The 605-nt window shown below is 33.1% G+C and carries 1 protein-coding gene; it reads left to right on the top strand.

From position 1 onward, the window contains the following. Positions 1–150 precede the first annotated feature (150 nt). Positions 151–605, top strand: a 455-nt coding sequence (locus tag ACYQ2O_RS12690) for a hypothetical protein (protein ID WP_459796767.1), incomplete at its 3' end; no start/stop codon positions are given.

Genomic DNA, 605 nt, shown 5'->3' on the forward strand with positions numbered 1-605 from the left:
GGGATAGTTTGGTAGTCGGATACCTACTATTTTACCGATAAATGAGGGAGGGGCAAGTGTTTTTTGTCTTTTCCTTGATAGAACAACGGTTATAGACCTTTAAGAACAAAAAAATTTGACAGTAACGTACATATTAGAGGAGGGATTTCCATGAGTATTTCAACCGACGGTTGTGAAGATGCAGATAAATTACTACAGAAGTTTGAAAAGTATATTAAGGAACATTACCCTAATCATCGCACGCAAAATTTTTATATTAAAATTATGTCAAAATTTAATGATTCTTATTTAGTGGCTAGCGAGAATATAGACAAGGCATTACCTCACTATTACTATTCAGTAACCAAAACAATCCCCTATCAAAAACCAAAAACGAATTATCTGAGATCTAAGGCTAGGGTAATCTTAGTTTTTAAAGATGTTATACAAGGCATCTCCCCACAGAAAAAATATTTTTCAGACCATCTATATTCAGTTCATAATAATTATATAACTCCATTATCAGACTATGAAAATTGGCTACAAACCATTGGGAACAATCCAACTAGTATTAGCACACGTCGACAAAGAATCAGGGTATTTATCAAGTTTCTAGAGCAAAATGA

The sequence above is a fragment of the Alkalibacterium sp. m-11 genome (assembly GCF_054658155.1).